General features: G+C 36.0%; 15 protein-coding genes and 1 tRNA gene. 4 read left to right on the top strand and 12 right to left on the bottom strand.

Annotation, left to right across the window (positions count from 1 at the left end; all coding sequences use genetic code 11):
* Window positions 1-74: 74 nt before the first annotated feature.
* From FNOD_RS08130 to FNOD_RS08095, 8 genes are read right to left on the bottom strand one after another with little or no spacing between them, the layout of a single operon-like run.
* Entirely contained in the window at window positions 75-1106 is a 1032-nt protein-coding gene (locus FNOD_RS08130) for a glycoside hydrolase family 5 protein (protein WP_011994708.1), read from the bottom strand.
* Between the two features lie 13 nt (window positions 1107-1119).
* On the bottom strand, window positions 1120-2121 hold the full coding sequence (locus FNOD_RS08125) for a LacI family DNA-binding transcriptional regulator (protein ID WP_011994707.1): 1002 nt from the start codon (window positions 2119-2121) through the stop codon (window positions 1120-1122).
* Between the two features lie 31 nt (window positions 2122-2152).
* Entirely contained in the window at window positions 2153-3553 is a 1401-nt protein-coding gene (gene bgaS / locus FNOD_RS08120; RefSeq protein ID WP_041256979.1) for a beta-galactosidase BgaS, read from the bottom strand.
* Window positions 3554-3612: 59 nt separating this feature from the next.
* Window positions 3613-4533, bottom strand: coding sequence for an ABC transporter ATP-binding protein (locus tag FNOD_RS08115; protein ID WP_011994705.1), 921 nt, complete (start codon window positions 4531-4533; stop codon window positions 3613-3615).
* A complete protein-coding gene (locus tag FNOD_RS08110) occupies window positions 4526-5482 on the bottom strand; it encodes an ABC transporter ATP-binding protein (protein WP_011994704.1) in 957 nt (318 codons plus the stop codon). The genes FNOD_RS08115 and FNOD_RS08110 overlap by 8 nt, the downstream gene beginning before the upstream one ends.
* A gap of 43 nt (window positions 5483-5525) precedes the next feature.
* Window positions 5526-6368 (bottom strand): ABC transporter permease, encoded by an 843-nt coding sequence (locus tag FNOD_RS08105; RefSeq protein WP_011994703.1) that lies wholly within the window; start codon window positions 6366-6368, stop codon window positions 5526-5528.
* On the bottom strand, window positions 6368-7357 hold the full coding sequence (locus FNOD_RS08100; protein ID WP_011994702.1) for an ABC transporter permease: 990 nt from the start codon (window positions 7355-7357) through the stop codon (window positions 6368-6370). Before FNOD_RS08100 ends, FNOD_RS08105 begins: the two co-directional genes overlap by 1 nt.
* 41 nt (window positions 7358-7398) lie before the next feature.
* Complete coding sequence (locus FNOD_RS08095) at window positions 7399-9078, bottom strand: ABC transporter substrate-binding protein (protein WP_011994701.1); 1680 nt, start codon at window positions 9076-9078, stop codon at window positions 7399-7401.
* A gap of 361 nt (window positions 9079-9439) precedes the next feature.
* Between FNOD_RS08095 and FNOD_RS08090 the strand changes: the two genes are divergently transcribed.
* Together FNOD_RS08090 and FNOD_RS08085 are read left to right on the top strand one after the other, a co-directional pair.
* Window positions 9440-12835, top strand: coding sequence for a hypothetical protein (locus FNOD_RS08090; protein ID WP_011994700.1), 3396 nt, complete (start codon window positions 9440-9442; stop codon window positions 12833-12835).
* Between the two features lie 185 nt (window positions 12836-13020).
* Window positions 13021-13824 (top strand): flagellin N-terminal helical domain-containing protein, encoded by an 804-nt coding sequence (locus FNOD_RS08085; RefSeq protein ID WP_011994699.1) that lies wholly within the window; start codon window positions 13021-13023, stop codon window positions 13822-13824.
* A gap of 67 nt (window positions 13825-13891) precedes the next feature.
* Here FNOD_RS08085 and FNOD_RS08080 read toward each other — a convergent pair.
* A tRNA-Leu gene (locus FNOD_RS08080) sits at window positions 13892-13979 on the bottom strand.
* A gap of 157 nt (window positions 13980-14136) precedes the next feature.
* Here FNOD_RS08080 and FNOD_RS08075 point away from each other — a divergent pair.
* Both FNOD_RS08075 and FNOD_RS08070 read left to right on the top strand, forming a co-directional pair.
* Window positions 14137-15321, top strand: coding sequence for a 6-phosphofructokinase (locus FNOD_RS08075; RefSeq protein WP_041256978.1), 1185 nt, complete (start codon window positions 14137-14139; stop codon window positions 15319-15321).
* 37 nt (window positions 15322-15358) lie between these two features.
* On the top strand, window positions 15359-16450 hold the full coding sequence (locus FNOD_RS08070) for an MFS transporter (RefSeq protein ID WP_011994697.1): 1092 nt from the start codon (window positions 15359-15361) through the stop codon (window positions 16448-16450).
* A gap of 54 nt (window positions 16451-16504) precedes the next feature.
* Here the strand turns inward: FNOD_RS08070 and FNOD_RS08065 are convergent, their stop codons facing one another.
* The 3 genes from FNOD_RS08065 to FNOD_RS08055 form a co-directional block, all read right to left on the bottom strand.
* Window positions 16505-17128, bottom strand: coding sequence for a hypothetical protein (locus tag FNOD_RS08065; protein ID WP_011994696.1), 624 nt, complete (start codon window positions 17126-17128; stop codon window positions 16505-16507).
* 23 nt (window positions 17129-17151) lie between these two features.
* Window positions 17152-19824 carry a PQQ-binding-like beta-propeller repeat protein gene (locus tag FNOD_RS08060; protein ID WP_011994695.1) on the bottom strand — a complete coding sequence of 891 codons (2673 nt, stop codon included), beginning with the start codon at window positions 19822-19824 and terminating at the stop codon, window positions 17152-17154.
* A 106-nt stretch (window positions 19825-19930) separates the two neighbouring features.
* Window positions 19931-21502 (bottom strand): hypothetical protein, encoded by a 1572-nt coding sequence (locus tag FNOD_RS08055; RefSeq protein WP_011994694.1) that lies wholly within the window; start codon window positions 21500-21502, stop codon window positions 19931-19933.
* Window positions 21503-21619: the final 117 nt, after the last annotated feature.

Genomic DNA, 21619 nt, shown 5'->3' with positions numbered 1-21619 from the left:
CAATCAAACAAACAAAAAAGTGGCGGTTTTTAACCGCCACTTTTATTTTACTCTCATTTTCTAGTATTGGAAATTTATTTTCCAAGTGCAGAGGTAGTAAGAGGTTCTATCCATGTTTTTGTCCATCTATCGTACAACCCGAACCCCGCACAAAATTCCCAATATGCAAGCGAAAATCCGAATTCTTCAGCGATTCTCCTAACAGTTTTGGTCCATTTCACCCGTGATTCCATATCTGCTTTTGAATATGCGCCAAACTCACCTAAAAATATCGGAACATTGTTTTTCTTTGCCCACTCACTAACATATTTGAAATGATTTCTAATCTGTTCCACTTCCCAATCTTTTCCTTCCCATTTAACGCCAATTGGAAGCGTTGGACTAACCCATTCAGCACCTTGGTGAGTAAAATTAAAAGGTTCGTAATAATGGAATGAAACAATTATATTTTTATCATCAACAAGCTTTAACTCTCTTACGTAGCTGTAGTTCGACCAATTTGGAACGTCTATAATTACAATTCTTGATGGATTCGTTTTTCGAATTTCACCTAAAACTTTTGGATAAAGCTCATTCCACTTAGTCGGAGTCAAATTTTGAGCTGGTTCGTTAAATATTTCAAAGAACAATTTGTCTGGATAATCTTTAAAAGCTTGGGCAACTTGTTTCCAAATTTCAACTAATACAGGACCATATTTATCAGGGGCTTGATATAATTCCTCGAAATGATGACAATTGATTATTACAACCAAATCATTCTTCAACGCGACATCGACAACGTGTTTCACTCTGTCTAAAAAGAATTTATCAATTTCGTAAGGATACTTCTCAGAAATGTGTGCAGACCATCTGATAGGAATCCTTACAGAATCAAAGCCTCTTTCTTTTATTATTTTAAAATATTCATCCTCAATATAAACTCCCCAAGAACCTTCTACAGGGGCTTCTAAAGCATTCCCCATGTTTATCCCATGTCCAATCATTTTATTATATTCAAAAGCACTACTTTTATCAACATTACTCACACTTTGGTCAGCTTTGCAATTACCATTCATAAGAAAAATTAAAGCAAAACCAAGCAAAACATTCAATATTTTTTTCTTCATAATTCCACCTTCTTTATCCAATTTTCTTGACAGACTGTCTTTCAATCAATTGAGTAGGTAAAAGTACATTTCTTGCAATCTTTGGTCCCTTTCCAAGAATCCTGTCGATTAGTAACTGAGCTGCCATTTGTCCCATTTCCCAACGCGGTTGTCGGATAGTTGTCAACGGTGGGTAAAGATATTCAGAATACGGTGCATCATCGTAACCAATAATTGAAACATCTTCTGGTATCTCTAACCCATTTTCCTTTAACGCTCTAATCGCTCCTATCGCTGACCAATCATTTACAGAAAAAACAGCTGTAAATAACTTCCCTCTTTTTTTCAAAAATTCACTTACGGATTGATATCCATCTTCAGGATTAAACCCTTCATGTTCGCTAAAAAATACCTCAACATCTTTATGTCTGTCTAAGAACTTTTTAATACCTTTTTCTCTATTTCTCGAGGCTGGTGAATACTGTGGTCCCTTTACGTAAAGTATCTTTCTGTGCCCCATTTTGTACAGATATTTCATAGCATTCATCGCACCTGTTAAATTATCTATATTTACGGAATCGCAAACAACCTCTTCTATATAGTAATCGAGGGCCACAATTGGCACTCCACTGTTTATGAAAGGTTTAAGATACTCAACACCTCCAAATAATTCACACAAAATTATCCCATCGATCTTTCTTTTAAAGTACTGATCCAAAACATGCTTTTCCTCTTCTGGAAGCATATTAGGAACCGAGACCATCACTTCGAAATCATTTCTCTTTGCGTAATCTTCTATAGCCATAAGTATTTCGTTGTAATGATCGCCCTTTAAATTTGGTAATAAAACCCCTATAGTATAAAGAAGTTCCGATGCCTTCCTAAGTGAAGGCATCGGCTTGTAACCAAGTGATTTTATCGCCCGCAAGACTTTCTTTCTTGTCTCTTCATTTACGTTACTGAAGCCATTTATGACCCTCGAAACCGTTGCTATAGAAACTCCTGCTTCTCTTGCTACGTCTTTGATTGTTACCATATGGACATTCCACCTCTTTTATATTCTCTCCTCAGAATTTCATCAAGTTATATGGATCGTAACCTTTGAATTTGTCGATTGATTTATCCTTTATTATCTCTCTAAAAATGTACATAGAAGGTCTAGGTATATATTTTTTGGTTGACAAATCTGTGTAAGCAAGTCCAAATCTTTTACTGTAGCCCTTCGCCCATTCGAAATTGTCTATAATCGACCAGTGCAAATAACCTTTTATTGGTATTCCTTCGTTTAATGCTTTTTCTATAGCATAAAGATGCGATATGATAAAAAGACTTCTGTATTTATCCTTCGAATCAGCTATACCGTTCTCCGTAACATAAATATCTTTTTTGTATCTATTATAAACATGTATCAAAATATTGTACAGCCCTTCAGGGTATATTTCCCATCCAAATTCGCTTGCCGGCCTTCCGGAGAGTGAGAATCCTCCTTCTTCGCAAGAATAACCGTAACCTCTCAAAGTATACCAATTCATTTTAAATTCGCCAAAGTCAATAGTGGTGGGAAGTCTATCGATAACCGCTCTTGTGTAATAATTTACACCTATGTAATCAGTTTTATCTTTTACCATATCTATAAATCGCCAATTTGTGAGATCCATAGCATTTTCAAAAGATTCCTTGTCATCTTTATTAACAGTATCGTACCATGTAAAAGAGTATATAACTCCAACAGGATTATTTGTATACTTTTTTATAGCATCATAAGATAAGTTATGTGCTTTCGCTTCGTTTTCTAAACTTTTGATATACCATGAAGGATTAAAATAACTTGGTGGAAATCCCGCATTTATTGCAAAATATCCAAGCTGACTTACAACGTGTGGTTCGTTCATAGAAGCCCACATATCAACTATATCGGCAAATTTCCACGCCATGTACTCTGCATACTTCGCAAACTCAATAGGTGTAGCATCAGAAATCCAACCAATTTTATCTGTCTTCTCACCTTTGTGAACAGCTATAGGGTCGTGCAACCAAATAGGTAAAGTAAAGTGGTAAAGGTTAACGAACAATTTTAACCCCTTTGCTTTTATATCCTCCATTATTTTCCTGTAATGACTTACCGCTTTTTGGTTTGCTAATTTATCCAATTTTTCGAGCATATCCGGTGAGCCGTACTCAACACTTTGCGTACTAACTGGGAAAATCCTAGACCATTCGGTTCCAATTCGTATTACATCCATCCCAAAATCGGCAGCTAATTGGTGGACTTTGCCGTACTGCTTCCAGTACCATGAACCATTTTCAGGCAAGTCCCCACTTACGACTCCATTTACAATATTTCCAATATCCCTAACCCATACATACCAATCTGTATTTAGATCAACCTCTTCTGCATCTTGAGGATTTCCCATCTCAAACTGAAACCCAGACATCGAAACACCAAATAAAAAATCTTTCGGAAACATCATCAACCACCTCTTTCACAGTTTTTTGAAAAAATTGTTTAATTTACTACTTAAACTTTTTAAACCTTGGCACATGCAACAAAATGATTATCTTCAACTTGACGTAGTTCTACATTTTTACAATTGCTGTCGCCCAAAGGACATCTATCATAGTATTTACAATATCCTGGCGGAGTTCTTCTGCTTTCAGCTATTAATTCTTCCCTTGTCCATTTCTTATGTGTTGTTGGAACGGACTCAAGTAGCATTTTGGTGTAAGGATGCAATGGATTATTGAAAACTTTTACTGTGTCTCCATACTCCATTATCGATCCACGGTATAATATTATTGTCTTGTCGCTTGTATAGTAACCCAACGAAAGGTCGTGGGTAATAAATAAAACAGACAATCCCTTCTCCTTTAGACTTATCAAAAGGTTTAAGATATCTATCCGTGTTGAAGCATCTAACATACTTATAATCTCATCAGCAACCAAAAATTTTGCGTTCATAAGTAATGCACGAGCGATAAGTAACCTTTGGAGTTGTCCACCACTCAGTTGATGTGGGAACTTTCCAATTATCTCTTTTGGGTTCAATCCAATATCTTTTATAGTGCTTTCAACTTTTCCCATCCATTTATCATGATTTTCAGATGGATAAAATTCTTCCCTTACCATTTCAAATATTCTATCAATTTTAAAAATTGGATTGTACGAGCTAAATGGATCTTGAAAAATTCCTTGAACATACCTATAGTATTCCTTAATATTTTTAAATGTTGAAATATCGGTACCATTGTAAATAATTTTCCCGGAAGTCGGTTTTGTAAGGCGTAATATAAGCTTTCCAATGGTAGTCTTCCCACTGCCACTTTCACCTATTAACGAAACTATTTCGTTATCTTCAATTTTAAAAGACACATTATCAACTGCGTAAAGCTTTTCTTTGCCAAATGCTCCTATATTGTAAGCTTTTGTCAAATTGATTACTTCAAGCATTAGATTTCACCTTCCAACAATAAGCTACATGCCCTTCTTCAATTTCCACCATAGGTGGTTCTTCATCACACTCTTTTGTGCGAAGTGGACATCTGTCTTTGAACCTACAACCCTCTGGCGGATTCAACAATTGAGGTGGTTGACCTGGTATACCCTTTAGTTTGGTTTCAGTATATCTTACTCCAACCTCGGGAAGAGACAATAAGAGCATTTTTGTATACGGATGTACCGGATTTTCTATGAGTTGTTGTGTCGTTCCAATTTCAGCAACTTTTCCTGCGTACATGACCATAATCCTATCAGCTATTTGATAAAGCACTGACAAATCGTGAGTAACGAATATAAGGGATTTAACAATTTGCTGATCTTTGAAACCTTTAATCATTAAACAAACAGACTTTTGAGTAGATACGTCCAATGCGGATGTGATTTCATCAGCGATAAGCAAAGAAGGATTAAGTAGGGTGCTAATTACCATAACAAGTCTCTGTTTCATTCCTCCAGAAAGTTCGATTGGATACATTTTTAAGATTCTTTCTGGAAGTTTAACATACCTCAACCGTTCCATCAGAGTATCTTCAATACTTTCGTAATTAACATTTCTGCTCTCAAGAATTTCCCTGATGTAAACACCTATCTTCCTTGTTGGGTTAAGGGCGTCCATAGCGTACTGCGGGATTATAGAGATTTTTTTAAATCTAAAATCATTCATCTTTTCAAAATCATTTATTGGTAGAAGCTCGGAGTCTAAGTACACATTTCCACCAAAATAATTCATAGGTGGTTTCAACAGTGTTAAGCTATTGACAAGCGTTGATTTTCCACATCCCGATTCACCTGCAACTCCTAATAGTTCCCCATCTTTAACATCGAAAGTCACATCATCGAGAGCTTTCACATAACCCTTAAGAGTTTTATAGTATATCTTTAAATTTTTAACCTCTAACATCTTATTTATCAACTCCTTAAGATTCGGTAAATCTCTTTATTTATTACATTTCTCTCAGCTTAGGATTAAATACCTCATCAAGCCCTGTGTTCATAAAGTAAAGTGCACCTACAACAAGTGTTATAACTAATCCAGGAGGAATTGCCCACCACCACATTCCAAGTTGAATCGCATTCCACAAAACAGCATTTTGCATCATTAAGCCAAGTGAAATACCCCTTGTTGGTCCTAAACCAATAAAGTCCAGACCAACAGCTGCAAGTATCGCACCGCCGAACTGTAAAATAAATACCATAAAGATGTACGAGAGCATATTAGGCATTATCTCAAATAAAATTATCTTTAAATGAGACCTCCCAGTGATCCTGGCAAGGTTTACAAATTCACGAGTTCTTAATGAAAGTGTTTGAGCTCTAACCGCCCGAGCAGTCCAAGGCCATGCTGTAAAGCCTATGATTATGCTCTGTATTAAAATACCTCTGTATGGAAGATATGACGCGACTATTATCAATAGAGCAAGGGTTGGGACAACAAGTAATATATTTGTTAGCATCATCAAAAGTTCATCTATTATTCCACCTTCATAACCTGCAAAAAAACCTATAATTATCCCTATCAACGTCGCTAACCCACCACCAACAAGCCCAACAAAAAAAGAAGACCTAAGGCCATAAACTAACTGTGTAAACACATCTTGGCCAAAAGTTGTTGTACCGAGCCAATGTTCTTTACTGGGAGGTTGTGAACCCATCCCAACGTAATCAAGAGGATCTTTATATTTTGATATGTAAGGCCCAAAAAGTCCAAGGAGCAAGAAAAGCAAAACAATTGAAAGACCTATTCTGAGTTTATTATTTCTAAATGCGAAAAACAATATTTCTCTCATCAAATCTCACCACCGTAAGAATATCTAACTCTCGGATCAAGAATCATGTATACCAAGTCAACGGTAAAATTGGCAACTAAAACTCCTATTATTATGAAAAGGAAACAACCTTGTATAAGAAAATAATCTTGATTGAGTATTCCCTGCGTTAGCACGTACCCTATTCCAGGATATGAAAAAACAACTTCTGTGGTAACTTGACCAGCTATAACGGTTCCAAGTTGCAATGCCAAACCTGTAACTTGCGGAAGTATTGCGTTCCTAAAAGCATACTTCCTTATCAAATTTCTCTTAACACCTAAAGTTTCTAAGTATCGTACATAATTATTCTCAAGTTCATAAATAACCATGTTTCTCATTCCTATTGCCCAACCACCAAGTTGTACTATAAAAAGTGAGAAAAATGGAAGAAACCAATGTCTTAAATAATCTCCTATGAAAAGCCAAGAAAGATGTGGTCTCAAGGAAAAACTATAAGCACCAGATATTGGAAACCATCCTAATAAGAAGCCTAAAAAGTAAGCGAGTAAAATACCAAACCATAAATAAGGTGCACCAGTTAAAAAGTACATTATAGGGAGCATAATCGAGTCTAATTTTTTTCGTCTGGCAGCAATAGCACCAAGATTGTTACCTACAAACCAACTCAGCAAAATAGCTGGAATTAGGATACTTAAAGAATAAGGAAGCGCACTTTTGAGGATATCCAAAACTGGTTTCGGATAAAGGTATATACTTATTCCAAGGTCTCCTTTAAATAGAGCCACCCAGAAATTTATGTATTGTTTCCACATCGGCAAATCTAAACCAAACGCTTTAGTTAAATAACTGTACATTACTCTTGCAGATTCTGGCAAACCTGAGAACCTCGAAACTAAAACAAGAATGGGATTCCCAGGCATGAGCCTGGGAATCAACCAATCTATAGTAACTGCGAAAATAAAAGTAAGAATGTAGACTAATATTTTTGTTCTTAAATACTTTTTCATCTCTTACACCTCTTAGATTGATTGTAAATTATGCCGTAATATTATTTATTGGTAATTCCTATAAGCATTAACACTCCACCAGTCTGCCATCTTCCACCCCATGTAACTGGATATGCATATGGTTTTTTCTCACTTGGCCAGTTCTTCCATACTTGCGTACTTGCTTGGAACCACATACCGTTGTACCAAAGAGGAATAGCAGGCATTTCTTTTAAGAAAATTTCAGCGATTTGCTCCAATACTTTCTTGTTTGCAGCTATATCTTCCATTGGTGTTGAGTTAAGTTGTGTAATCAAATCGAAGAGTTTTTGATTTTTATATTTACCGAAGTTTCCATTGTACATATTGTCACTTATGTTAGAATTGAATAACCAATTAAACATTGTCCATGGTGAAACCGTCATCTGACTGTTGAAGTTGTTGATTGCCATATCAAACTTTCCTGTTGTCAAATCTTCCCAGTATTTGCTGTAATCTGGGAATTTTGCTTCTGCATTAATTCCAACCATCCTAAGCTGAGAAGCAATTATTTTGATTGATTCCATCCAATCTGTCCAACCATATGGAACAATTATTTCAACTTTGAATTTGCTACCATCTGGTGCCTCTCTATATCCGTCTTTGTTAACATCTTTGTACCCTGCCTTATCAAGAAGATCTTTTGCCGTCTTTGTGTCGTATCTAAATCCGTATTGTTTTACGGCATTTTCTGGGTAATATTTCATCCAACCCTTAATTGGTAAGAAACCAATAGAATTAGATGGAAGGACCTGACCTTCAAATACTGTTTTCGCTATAACTGTTGGATCAATTGCAAATGCTATTGCTCTTCTGAAGTTTGGATCATTCAGAGGTTTCTTTGTTGTATTAATGAACAAGTAAGCTGTGTTGTCTGACAACATGTAAGGTTCTTTGTCAAACCATGTATGAATATCACTGTAAGTTTTCTTAAGTGTCGGCACACCAGGAAGGAAGAAGTTCGATATATCAAGTTCACCTTTCATTATCATTCCAAGTGCAACGTTGTTACTAAGAACTCTCAAATAAACAACTCTCTTTGGCTTTGGTTGCCCAAAAACTTTGTTACCCCACCAATTATCATTTCTGAGGTAAACCATTCTGTCGTCACTGTAAGTTTCAAACATATAAGGCCCTGTTCCTATCGCTTTTTCATTTGCTCCACTTAATATTTCATCTTTTGAGCGCTTTGACCAAATGTGTTCTGGGATAATTGGAAGCTGGTAAAGTTGGTATGCCCATTCGTGGTATCTTGGAGATGAGAATGTGAAAACAACAGTGTAATCATCTGGAGTATCAACCTTCGCAAGCCATGTCCAAACTGGGCTGTAGGAAATCTCTGGTATTTGTTTTGCAATCTCAAATGTAAATTTTACATCTTTTGATGTAAATGGTTTACCATCGTGCCATGTAACTCCTTTTCTTAGTTTAATCTCGTAAGTGTTCTTTGATGTCCACTTTCCGCTTTCAGCAAGCCATGGAATCATTTCGTCTTTCAGTGGGTCGTAACCGTAAAGAGTTTCATAGATTAGCCCAACAGTACCAGTAACAGCATTCCAAGGAGTAATAGGGTTCCAGTTTGATGGTGGTGCCCACATACCTCCTCCAGCGTACAACGTCTCATCTCTTTTGTAAACTACGTCAGAAAGTACCAAAGTCGAGAAAACTGCTACCAATAACAATGTCATGAAAACCTTTTTCATAAAATCCCCTCCTTTTGCCAATGTATTGCCCATAGGGCTGACATAATTATATTTATGAAAATATTTACATTCCATCTTCATAAAAATACCAAATTCCAGAACTTTTTTTATAAAATTCAAAAAAAATGCCGTGAAAATCGAAAAGTTCACCAGAACTGAATTTTGGAAAATTTTCTATCTTCTTTAAAAATATGTTGCATTATTTAACATTTAATGTGGTATAATAAAATTGGTTATTTGTAAGTTTGGTTAAGTATTAATATGTATTAATTAGATTTTGAGTTTGATAATTAAGTCTAATGATAAGATTTAATGTGTATTAAGTATAATACATCTATCTATTAGGAGGGGGGGAACATTTATGAAGAGATTTTCCGTATTTTTTTTGGTAGTTTTGATGCTAATAAACTTCGCGGCTTTATCTTTTAGTCAAACAATTCAAACAACACCATTAGCAAAGTTATATTACGAGTTAAAAGCTCTTTTAGAGAAACCTGATGCTAATCTATCAGACGCAATTAACCAAATCTTACAAAAGTACGCACCTATAGTTGAACCAATACTACCTCCGGATGAATATGAAGAATATTCACTTTCTATGTCTCAGTTAGATAAAGAGTTAAAGGAAATGGGCATTTGGATCACGCGAGCAACAGTCGAGATTTTTAATCAGGAAATTGTTGAAGGACCATTTGAACTTAACTACGATCGTGAAACCGGTCAAGCTACAGGTTTAATTACAAAATTAAAAGCTGGAAAATACAATGTAATAGTTAAAGTTCTTGGACTTGTTGACAACAAGAATGAAAGAATAGTAGCGTATGGAAGAGAAGATGGTGTTGAAGTGGTTAGAGATAAAATATCTCTGGCTAGCATACCACTTAAAGTAATAATTGGAACAGGAGGCGTGCTTGTAAACGCTTTACTCGATTTTCAAAATTCAGAATTTATTCCTGGAGATATTGGGTCAATCGAGCCATCTGATGGTGAAAAAGATGTTTTACCAACTGTAACCCTCAAGTGGGATTCGCTCCGCGCAAAAGCTTACGATATCTATTTCGGTGAAGAAGGCAATTTGGAAATTAAAGAAAAGAATTACTTTGACAAGGAATACACAATAGAAGGACTTAAGCCAAGTACAACTTATCAATGGAAAATTGTTGCTAAAAATGCATTTGGCGAAGTGGAAAGCCCTGTCTTCAGTTTCAGAATAGGTGACGCCCCAACTGCCCCAGCGACTCCTGTGCCATACGATGGTGCTGCCAAAGTTTGGATACAACCAACCTTAATGTGGGAATCTGAAAAAGCCGCAAGTTTTGATATTTTTATAAGTGAAAGGCCAGATCAGTTAGAATTTGTAGCTAACGTATCAGAACCAAAATACGATTTACAAAATCTAAAGTTAGGTACAACATATTATTGGAAAGTTATTGCAAAGAATGCATATGGTGAAACAGAGGGACCAGTATGGATATTCACAACAGGTGATGTACCGACAAAACCCATGCTTAAAGAACCAACTGGCGAAAAAGTTTGGATACAACCAACATTCAGATGGGAAAGCGAAGATGCCAACGAATATGAATTATACCTTGGCCAAGAGTACGATAGTTTAGAACTTGTTGCCACGACAACAGATGCAGAATACACAATACCATACGATTTGCCAATGGATACAACGTTCTTCTGGAAAGTTGTTGCTAAAAATGACTTCGGCGAAAATGTAAGCGATGTCGAGATGTTCAAAACAGGAAAAGCACCTATATTTATAGGTGTTGTTCAACCTCTCGATGGTGAAGAAGACGTTTGGAAATCGCCAATTCTTGAATGGGAATTCGAATGCGCAGATAAATACGATGTGTACCTCGGTACTTCATCGGAAGAATTAGACCTCATCGCTCAAGATGCAACACCAAATACCTTAGAACTTAAAGACCTTGAACTTGGTAAAACATACTATTGGAAAGTCGTTGGAAAGAATAGATTCGGTGAAACCGAAAGTCCTGTATGGAAGTTTACAGTTGGTAATGTGCCCGCTGTACCATTTAACCCGGAACCAACCGATGGTGCCCTTGATCAATTCAATAATCTTGTCCTCAGATGGGAAAGTTCAAAAGCGGACAGTTATGACCTTTACATAGGATTTGCTGAAGACAAACTTGAGCTCTATCAAGCAGACATTAAAGAGAGCGCTGTTGAATTATACGACTTACTATTTGGCACAACATACTATTGGAAAGTTGTCGCGAAAAACAGATTTGGAAATACAGAAGGGCCTATATGGAAATTTACAACTGGGCAAATTCCAGAAAAACCAATCGCAATTTATCCAGAAGATGGAAGCATTGTACCTATAGATGTTACACTGAAGTGGCAGAGCGAAAGAGCGGAAGAGTTTGACCTATTCTTTGGTACAACAACTTTTGAAAAGATTGCAACTTTGAATGAAAATGAATATAAACTACCAGAATTACACTTCGGAACGTGGTACAAATGGAAAGTTGTTGCAAGAAATGTCTTTGGAGAAACTGAAAGTGAATTCAAATTTATGACAATTTTACCAAAAGTTGAAAAGCAGTTATCTATCGGTGGAACAAAGTCAGATGCAGGTAAGAAGCTGATAAAAACATCTGATGGTGGTTACATACTTGTTGGAAACACTCAATCACCTGATGTTGAAGGTTTCAAAGGTGAATCTGATATATTAGTAGTAAAACTAAATAAAGATTTAGAGGTTGAATGGAAGAAAGTCTTAGGTGGAACTGGTTGGGATGAAGGAACAGATGTATTTGAATACGATGAAGGATACATTGTAGTTGGTTACACACTTTCCTCTGAAATAGATAATCAAAAGAACAAAGGTGGTTGGGATTATCTCGTTGTAAAACTTGATAAACAAGGCAACGTAATATGGGCAAAACTTTTCGGTGGCACTGGTAATGATATAGCACAAAAAGGTTTAGCTACATCCGATGGTAACTTCTTAGTTGTGGGAACAACAAATTCAGTAAATGGTGACACTGGTGGAAATATCGGAACTTGGGATACATGGATTTTAAAAATCAATAAAGATGGTGAAATGCTTGCAAGTAAAACATTCGGTGGTCTTGATAGAGATAAAGGCGTAGACATTATCGAAGTCGAAGATGGCTATATTGTTGCTAATGTTACATACTCTCTCGAAGGAAATATACCATACAACCATGGTAGTTCCGATATCTGGTTGTTCAAAGTAACGAAAGACTTAAAAGAAATAACTCTCAACAAAGCTTATGGTGGTAGTGACCAAGATGAAGTAGCAAAAATACTCAAGACAAAAGATGGGAACTTGTTAATCGTTGGTTACACAACATCTGTCGATGGAGATGTACAAAAGAACGCTGGATATTGGGATGTATGGGTTGTAAAGGTTGATATGCTTGGTAACATAATTTGGCAAAAAACATACGGTGGAAGTGAAGAAGATATAGCTTACAATGTAGCAGAGTTCCCAGATGGTGGATTTGCAATAGTTGGTCATACACTCTCTAAGTTCGATGATTACAAAGGTGGAGTAGATATATTAGTGCTTGATATCGACAACGATGGAAATCTCAGATGGAGTAAAACATACGGTGGAACATTGGCAGACTATTCTTACAGCGTATATGTGGAAGAAGATAAATCGATAGTTGTTTTAGGAACAACGTTCTCGAAAAATAATGATATAACAACTAACTTAGGTGGTAGTGACATATTAATTTTGAAAATCAAATGATCTTTTCCAATCTCTGAAAGTGGCCCTTTAAAAAGGGCCACTTTCTTTTTTAAATTATTGAACGATTTTGGACTTAATGTTGTCTAAATCAATAGTCAAGAAAATAATACAAATAATGCGCCGATTAAAAAAATTTTCAATAGTTCTTTAGTTCTTTCTGTCCATGTTTTTGGGAGGTGTGACCTATGCGTATTAATAACAACGTTGGAATGTGGGCAATTCGATATCTTCAAAATTTACAAACCCAACAAAACACACAACAACAAAGCTTAGCACAATCAACTATACCTTTAAATCAAAATATATCTTCCAACGTCATAGCTGAGAGGATACGTTCGCAAGTTAATGGCTATCGCGAAGCTATGGTAAGTACGTACAATACAATAGGCATGATGAACACCGCAGAAGGCGGTTTACAAAGTATTAGTTCAAATTTACAAAGAATGCGTGAATTAGCGATTCAGGCATCTAATGGCACACTTTCTGATTCGGAAAGAAGTGCTTTGCAGAAAGAATTCACGCAACTATCACAAGGTATAAACAAAGTTGTTGAACAAACAAAATATAATAACCAAAGAGTACTTGGTGGTGAAATTAGAAATATGCAAGTGCAACTTGGACCAAATGAAGGTCAGAATATGAAGGTCACCCTCCCAAGCATGGACATTAAGTCTCTCGGGCTTGAAAGTGTAAATCTTAACAGCACAGAAAATGCTCAAAATGCATTAAAAGCTATTGATCAAGCTATATCTAACGTTTCTACAACACGTAACTACATAGGTTCCGTAAATAACAGATTAGAAAGCGCTGCAAGAAATCTTAGTGAAACAATGATAAATCTCACCTCCTCTGTAAGTATTTTAACAGGAACAGATATGGCTCGTACGACTATGGAATGGATAAGAACTCAGTTACAATCACGAGCCACGATAGGTGTGCTGTCACAATCAAACGTTAACAGTTCTAATGTACTAAGATTGCTTGGATAAGTTGAAAAACTATTAGAAAGTAAAACAAAAAACGCGGTGGAAAATTCCACCGCGTTTCTTCTTTAACTGGTGCCGAGGGCGGGACTTGAACCCGCACGGAGCCTAGCTCCTGTTGATTTTGAGTCAACCGCGTCTGCCAGTTCCGCCACCTCGGCATTTTTTATTTTCCTATGCGTGGTTATTTTATCATAAATACTATGAAATTTCAAGTACCTAAAACTTTTAGAGATGAAAAATGAAAAATATGGTAAAATATTTTATAAGTTATTGATATTGAAAATAATTGAAGCAAAAGAGGAGGGGATTGTATTTATGAAAGCTTTATACGCACAGTCTGGGGGAGTTACAAGCGTAATCAACGCAAGTGCATACGGTGTAATTGATGAAGCTAGAAAGAACGGATTAGAGATACTAGTTGGAATCAACGGTGTTACTGGCATATTGAAAGAAAACTTTTTGGACGCTAGTGATCTTGATATTGAATTTCTCAGATACACTCCCGCGGGTGCCTTTGGTTCTTGCAGGAAAAAGATGAAAAATGATTCTGATATAGAAAAGTTGTTTGAGATTTTTAGAAAAAATGAAATAAGATATTTCTTCTATAACGGTGGTAACGATTCAATGGATACAGCTTGGCGTGTTCAAATGGAAGCTCAAAAAAGAGGATATGAACTCAAGGTAGTTGGTGTCCCCAAAACTATCGATAATGATTTACCCCATACAGACCATTGCCCTGGCTATGGCTCCGCCGCAAAATATATAGCGATATCGATGATGGAAGCCGCCCTCGATTTAAGAAGCATGTACGTCGACTCAACGCAAGTTTTTGTAATGGAAATAATGGGAAGGCATGCAGGTTGGCTTGCTGCTGCTGCTGGTCTTGGATGGATTAACGGAATAGGTGCAGATGTGATACTCCTTCCCGAAAAACCGTTCAATAAAGATGAATTTCTAAGCACTGTGAACAAAATTATCTCGGAAAAGGGATACTGTGCAATTGCCGTAGCCGAAGGTTTAAAATACCCTGATGGATTTTTTGTCTCCGATATGGGCTTCACAGATAGCTTTGGAAATAGACAACTTGGAGGCGTTGGGTTTACAATAGCCGGTATGGTAAGGTCAGAACTGGGTCTTAAAACACACGTAGCCATTCCAGATTACCTACAAAGGAGTGGCAGACATATAGCGAGTAAGACAGATATAGAAGAAGCAGAGATGTGTGGACGTATGGCTGTAAGATACGCACTTGAAGACAATTATGGTGTTATGGTAACTATGGAACGAGTGTCAAATAATCCCTATCAAATTAAATATAGCAGTGTCCCACTGAATTTAGTTGCCGATCAAACAAAGATGTTACCAAAAGATTTCTACGAAGGCTATACTGTAACCGATAAATTCTTTGAATACGCGCTGCCACTCATATCTGGTGAGTTCTATCCACCATTTGAAAATGGATTGCCAAGTTACAAACTCATAAATCTAGGAAAAAAGTAAAAAAATTATAGAAATAAACAAATTAGGAGGTGCATAAATGGAAAATCTCTTACCTATGTTTATTATCTTCTCATACTCATTAGTTTTGAACTCGATGGCTCCACTTTTGAAATCTTTTAAAGAATTATTTGAGATATCAACTTTTGCATCTTCACTATTACCATTTTTTTCACTAACAGGAACGGTGTTATCAAATATTTTAGTAGGGCTATACATAAATAAATTAGGTCTCAAATGTTCATTGATAATTGGGAGCATTCTTACAATTATCGGAACAATCACAGTTGCATTCGGAAGTAATTACTATATAACACTCCTTGGAATGTTTGTATTTGGACTTTCAACGGGTTTTGGCTTCACAGGAGGAACAACTTTACTTTCGACAAGTAAAAAAGCAAATTTCGGTTTTTTTCATGGCGCGTATGGACTTGGTGGAGTAATTGCACCGTTCGTAATAATTTTAGTTGAAAAAAGCACAGGTAACTTTAAAAATGTCTACTTTGTTTATTCTGCAATGTTCATATTATTTTCAATATACGCATTTTTTAGAACGTTCCCGGATATAAAGACCGATACATTCAAGCTTACCGATATAAAATTTGCGTTCAACGACAAATCATTTGCATTTTTCCTTACTTTGCTTATTCTATATTCTTCCGCAGAAATAGGCACAATCACTTGGGCTGGCACGTCGATGAAACAAGAATTTATAAACTCTTTCATGGCTTACACATTATTTTGGTCTTTATTTACGATTGGAAGGTTTACAGTCAACTTAATCGCAAAATTCGTTGGGAATTTAGTAAGAATCAACACATTTACTCTTGCGATTATAATAATATTATTTATTCTAACTAAACACCCCGTATTATTTGTACTTTCTGGCCTATTTCTTGGTCCAATCTTTCCATACGTTCAAAGTAATGGGATAAAATCTATAAACCAAAAATACATTCCCATATTCAACGGTGCAACGTACGCATTCACATCTTTAGGTGGAAATATAGTAAGCACAACGATGGGAATAGTACTCGATAAAAGTATCTTCATAGCTTGGTTGATACCACTAACAATCGTTTTAATTATCTTTATTTTAAGTAGAAAATGCGCGCAAAATTTATGCAATTAACAAAATAGCCTCTGCTTAACGCAGAGGCTATTTTGTTGTTTCTAATTCACATTATCACTTAATTTCCTCAATCTTAGCTATCCTTGGAGCATTTGTTGCTGGTATATTTAGTTTCACAACAATTTCGTTAGGATTCATATCCAATCCAACTTTCCCCATTCCTTTTCCAACACCAATTAGCCAGTTACCTGCTAAGAGTGTTTGGCCTTTATTCAAGTTTATTTGAGTAAATCCAGCTAATCTATCTTTGAGCCAAACTTGGAAGTACGGTTTATCACCATATCCTATAGCATAGAACATTAACTTTCCATCAGCCGTCCTTAAAATATTAATTCCATTTTTATCATTTCTTTCAAGAACAATATTAACTTCTTTACCTGACACAACGTCAACACTTTTTACTTTAAACAAAGTCAATTCTTCGTTGAATTTGTAACTTGAAACGTTTTCTATCTTAGCTGCGACGAAAACACCATCTTTATCAGCTTGAATCTTGTAACCATTTATTGTTCCATCTATAAATAACTTGTTGCCATATGGATCGTAGATATTGATTGTTGTCTTCACAGTACTTGAGTTACTATTTGAGTTATTATTTTTAATAATGCCACAACTTGAAAAGACAAACAGCAAAGACAGTAAAGCTATAAACATTATCTTATTCATATTTCTCTTCATATTTTTCACCACCTTTCCACCAATTATTTAACCCTTTCACTTTCAGGAACAGCAAAACCAAACATTGTTGTGAAATAGTACAAATCAGATTCCGTTATATCATTTGTCGTATCTGTCAAGTAACCTGCCCTGTAATTCGTATAATTTGGATATGGCGGGTTGAAATCTTCTCTCGGTCCTATGTTATAAATCAAATCGTTTCCAGACACCGTAGTACCTAGCACATTCACAAATAAGTTCCAGTCATTTATATCCACTACAAAATCACCGTTGAAATCGCCAACAACATAAAGGTATTTGTTAGTTTTAAATACACGTTTTGCCCTTAAGTTTTCTGGATCAACCAACTGACCTTGAATTTGTGCGTAACCATATAAGTCAAATTTCTGCAAAAATAAGCTATCACCATTTGATTCAAATGTTGTTTTCTCCGGGAAGTTTAAGTTGACAACGATAGTTGCTACCCTTGTTGTTCCAGGAAGCGGATTTTCCATACTATTCAAAGTGTATTTCAATTCTGTTGGCCTAACAAAACTTAGTGAATTCACTTTGGATACATTGTTCGCAAATTCCTCAGATAATACACTATCTATTGTTATACCAGATAACGGTTTTAAATCAATGTTGTATGCTATAGAGTTAGTTGCAGCATCCAAGAACAGATAAGCGCGAGTTTTCCCGATTGCGAACTCAGGCAATAACAAAGTAACTGTTGCACTGAGTTGCGCGTAATAAATCTCAATGTAAGCAGGACCTTTTATAGGTAACCGGATACTATCTTTGTCGTAATAAGTATTCTTCTCAAAACCTCTTGGGTCATCTGGGTTCCACTGATAGACAACCCATTTGTACGCATACCACTGTTGACCTTGATAATTTGTGTTAGCGTCAACAGTGTGTACTGCACTATTTGGATTTGAACGATAAGTGTTATAATCAAATTTAACATCAATAGAATCTGTAGCCTCACTATTTGTTTGCAATGGATATTTATTATAAATATAGAAGGTGTAAGTAGCATCCGTAAAAACAGTTAAATACCTATCGTTGAACATGTAAGTTAATATGGCTGGATTATCTCCCTCAGAACCTTCATATTCATTTTGTCCCGTTTTCCAAAATCTGAAAGTAAAAGTCGAGTCAACGGTTGGTTTAGAACCTCCTTGAACACTAAACGATGGAGTAAATAATAATAATCCACCGGTTGGCGTAGCGAACTTTACTTCGAGTTTTTGAGATCCTGGTATTCCTTCTGGAATTTTAGCTAAGTTTGTTTCATTCGTTCTTAAATTAGAAAGAGTTACAGCAATTGTATTATCTGGATTTATTAATTTTGCATCGTAAAGTAGTCCATAAGTACCTGTATTATTGAATAACGCTCCACTCAATTCTTTTCCATAAAATCCTTCTTTGGCGGTTATGAATATTCTCTTTTTAAATGACCCAGAAGCTGAGTCAACAAAACCTGTGTGGTTTATATTCTGACCGTACATTGCCCAAACACCGTATGGCCCTATTGCATCAAACTGCCATGCGTAAATTGTTCCATCGTTCGTTGCCGTTGCAAAATAGTAATTATCATTGTGAAGAGCTCCAAGTGGTGCAACGTTAACAGCAGCGCTTATTGGGAATGTACTTGTTGTAGTTACCTCCCATTCTTTGGAAAATACACCCCTTGTAGGATTAAAACTAAGTATAGTTATTTTTCCAGTACCACCTGTCGAAGAAGAGGGAATTATCAGGTAAGTTATCCCATCACGCCCTTTCACTATAGCTGGCGTCGTTGTTATCTGCTGACCGATGGAGTATTCACCAAGTTTAAGCAAATTTTTGTTTAGCGCAGCAACTTTACCATTATCACCAAATATGTAGATATATCCTTCACCATCTATAAGAGGGCCTGAACTGTTCGAAGCTGATAAGAAACGTACGTGATTTTCCGACCCAGAAGGATCAATCTTATAAAGATATCCTGCCGTACTTAGAGCATATATGAAACCGCTTTCGTCCATAGCCATAGGTGTTGAAAATTCATCACCGATAGAAAGAATAAGATTAGGAGTACTGAATGCTGCGACATTAATACTGTAAAATTTTCCATTTTGCGTTAAAATATAAACTTTATCTTTGGAAGGACTCATAAGTGGCGGAACTTTTACAGGTCCACCAACAGTAACGGAACTAGGAGTAAAGTTAGTACCATCAAACGTTACTTTGTAAACCGTTCCTTTCATCGTTGCGGTAATTATAACTAAATTTGCTCCATTAGCGTAAGCGACAAGCCCGTAAGCAGAACCATCAATATTAAAAGATTCTGGCGTTCCAAATGAACCATTTATTTTTAAAACATTCAGTTTATTTTGTGCTGTTTCCTGAGCTGTTACCCATATAAGATACTTATTAGAACCATTTTCTACATACGTTGGTGGTGCAACAACGTTGTTTATACCACTAACTTGACCTAAAGCAACCATAGCACCAGACATTTGAAGTTCGTAAACCGCTCCATCCTTGGAAAGTACCAATAAGTTGCCGCCGTTCTTTGCTATAACCCCCGGACCGTATTTTCCAGGAAGAACCCAACTGTACTTCGTAGTTGACCATAAACCTGAAGTGTTAAGTGCAGCAAAAGTTTGTACGAAAAATGCTGAAATAAGGACAAAAAACAAGAAAGAGAACTGTTTTCTTTTATTCATAAACCCACCTCCATGTTAAAAACAGATACTATTTATAATATATTCATACATATTATCGGAACCAATTGAGTATTTTTTATTGGAATAAATTTTATCTTTTCAATTCTCATTGTACATACAATAAGAATCTACCTATATCTCTCATCAAATTACCACTTTTATCTTGAACGTTCATGACAGATATGTAATATTGCCCTAAAGACATAGGTGTTGTCACAGAGAAAGTTACTACTCTACCATTGGGTGAAACTTCCTCTACTTCCATTTGTAAATCTCTATAGTAAGTAGCAAATTCATCTTCTTTAACTAACAAGCGTGGCAAAGCAGTTAAACTAATTCCGCCTGGATCTTCTACTGTAAGCGAGAAAGTTACTAAACCAGGGAAAACATAGTTATCCTCAGTTTTTTTAAGTTCTATTCCGTTTGCCTTTAAAGAAACAAACCTTGGCCCATTGTAATCTTTTACACTTACCCATGTCTCGGCGATTCCAGCCCTTCCATCTTTGGATTCTGCGTATATCGTTATAAAGTGTGTACCTTCTTCAACTGACCATATTGCAAAACTCTGAGCCGATGTATCCCCATTACTGCTAAAATCAGCAATCTCATGACCATCAACAAGAAAAACGATTCTCGTATAGATAACATTTTTCTCATTCGGCACCATAGCAATAACTGCGGAAGCGTTTGCGGTTGGTTCAGATGGGCTAACTTGAACGTTAAAGCTAAGCGCCGTGCCACCAATGTATATCCTTTTTGCATATGTATTCATATTACCTTCTGCATCATACGCTACTACATTTATCGCATGCGTTCCAATCTCGCTTTTACCTATCATGACTTCTTTCACAAATTTCTTACCGGATATATTCTCCTCAGATATAACTTTATCATCAAACGTAAGCATGTACTTTTTCAAGTTTATATCGTCTGTAAGCTCTATCCTAACTGAGACATTGGAGTTTTCAGAATAAAAAGTATCCGCATAAACACTTATATTAGGCGGTGTTAAATCTCTTGGCCTTACATCAAAAATTAGTTTTGTCGCATCTTCACTTTTGTAAGCAACCGAACGTAAAAACAATTCAGTCTTTCCGGGTTCTGTTATCCTTGGCAATCTTAGATAAACGTATTTATCAGAAGTCTTTGTCGAAGAACTAAACCACGACGTGCTCGAACTCAAAATTCCATTAACATTGATATCTACAAAAGGATTTTCACCATCTAATTTCAGTTGTAAAAGTACCTCGTCACCAACATATGGCACCTCTGGAATAAGCTTTATATCTTTTAAGTAAGGTGGGACCAAATCATATACTGTCAAAGTCGAGGATGCAGTATACCATTTACCTTCAGTTATAGAATACCCTTCGGCTTTTACCGTATACACACCTGGCATTTTAGGTGACCAGGTTTTGCTATAAGGGTAAGCGCTTAACAACATCAATTCGTTATAACTGTTGTTACTAATAATTACCTTTATATTCGATATACCCGGTTCTCTTGGCTCCACATTGATATTTATCGGTGTTCCAATAACAGCAACAGAAGGAATTGAAATAGATATTTTTTGACTATTAGAATCATCAAGTTTTTTTGCAACACAAGAGGCTAATGAAACTATTAAAATAACGGTAATAAATATTCCAAAAAAGCCACTTGCATGAATTCTCTTCATGCTTGACACCTCCAGTTATCCATAAAATTCACCAAATCTTATTTCTACATATATTATCTAAAATCCTATGTAAAAATATATTTGCTTCATTAATCATGCTTAAAATTGACAAAATAT

It is taken from the genome of Fervidobacterium nodosum Rt17-B1, from assembly GCF_000017545.1.
In the GTDB taxonomy this organism is placed as follows: domain Bacteria; phylum Thermotogota; class Thermotogae; order Thermotogales; family Fervidobacteriaceae; genus Fervidobacterium; species Fervidobacterium nodosum.
The sequence above is the reverse complement of the archived record's forward strand: the minus strand, read 5'-3'. Positions and strand labels throughout refer to the sequence as shown.